Source organism: Tsukamurella pseudospumae, assembly GCF_001575195.1.
In the GTDB taxonomy this organism is placed as follows: Bacteria; Actinomycetota; Actinomycetes; order Mycobacteriales; family Mycobacteriaceae; genus Tsukamurella; species Tsukamurella pseudospumae.
On the sequence record NZ_LSRF01000041.1, the window covers coordinates 1 to 955 of the forward strand.

Annotated in this window: 1 rRNA gene; it reads right to left on the reverse strand. The window is 54.6% G+C overall.

From position 1 onward, the window contains the following. Positions 1-955, reverse strand: a 23S ribosomal RNA gene (locus AXK60_RS12930); the annotation flags it as partial.

A 955-nucleotide genomic window follows, 5' to 3' on the forward strand; every position in this document is an offset into this window, starting at 1 on the left:
TTAGTACACGCTTAGGGGCCTTAGCCGGCGATCTGGGCTGTTTCCCTCTCGACTACGAAGCTTATCCCCCGCAGTCTCACTGCCACGTTCTCACTTACCGGCATTCGGAGTTTGGCTGACGTCAGTAACCTGTGAGGGCCCATCGGCCATCCAGTAGCTCTACCTCCGGCAAGAAACACGTGACGCTGCACCTAAATGCATTTCGGGGAGAACCAGCTATCACGGAGTTTGATTGGCCTTTCACCCCTACCCACAGCTCATCCCCTCAGTTTTCAACCTAAGTGGGTTCGGGCCTCCACAACATCTTACTGCTGCTTCACCCTGGCCATGGGTAGATCACTCCGCTTCGGGTCCAGACCCGGCGACTCAAACGCCCTATTCGGACTCGCTTTCGCTACGGCTACCCCACAACGGGTTAACCTCGCCACCGAGCACTGACTCGCAGGCTCATTCTTCAAAAGGCACGCCATCACCCCACAACGAGGGCTCTGACGGATTGTAAGCACACGGTTTCAGGTACTATTTCACTCCCCTCCCGGGGTACTTTTCACCTTTCCCTCACGGTACTTGTCCGCTATCGGTCGCAAGGTAGTATTTAGGCTTACCGAGTGGTCTCGGCAGATTCACAGCGAATTTCACGGGCTCGCTGCTACTCGGGTATCCATCACAACAGGCACCGTGTTTTCGGTTACAGGACTCTCACCCTCTCCGGCGGACCGTTCCAGGTCACTTCACCTAACACGACACTTTCTTACTGCTGTCCAGCCAGGTAGAGCTGGAAAGATGAACCCCACAACACCACACACACAACCCCTACCCGGTATCACATGTGCATGGTTTAGCCTCATCCGCTTTCGCTCGCCACTACTCACGGAATCACTATTGTTTTCTCTTCCTGAGGGTACTGAGATGTTTCACTTCCCCTCGTTCCCTCCACACCGTCTATATATTCAAC